Here is a 280-nt window from a genome sequence, read left to right on the forward strand (position 1 = left end):
CCTTCTGTGGGGCCCGGACCTGCTCAACTGGAGCGGTTTCCTCGGCCTGAACTCCCTCGCGCTGACCGTCGCGTACCCCAGCGTGTTCGCGCTCGGGCTGTCCTTCCACTTCTGGGCCTGGCTCACGACCACCCTCCGCACGTCCACGGGCTGGGCCCGCTGGGTGGGCCTCGGCGCGCTGTGGGCGCTGATCCTGCTCTGCCACCAGTTCACCGGCGTGGTCGCCACCCTCGGCGCGCTCGCCACGGTCCTCGCCGCCCGCCCGGACCGCCAGGTCCTC

1 pseudogene is annotated in these 280 nt (G+C 72.9%); it reads left to right on the plus strand.

Going from position 1 to position 280, the window contains the following annotated elements:
- Positions 1-280 (plus strand): annotated as a pseudogene (locus CCN33_RS33160) (hypothetical protein); the annotation flags it as partial.

The sequence above is a fragment of the Streptomyces recifensis genome (assembly GCF_002154615.1).
Lineage (GTDB): Bacteria > Actinomycetota > Actinomycetes > Streptomycetales > Streptomycetaceae > Streptomyces > Streptomyces griseoluteus.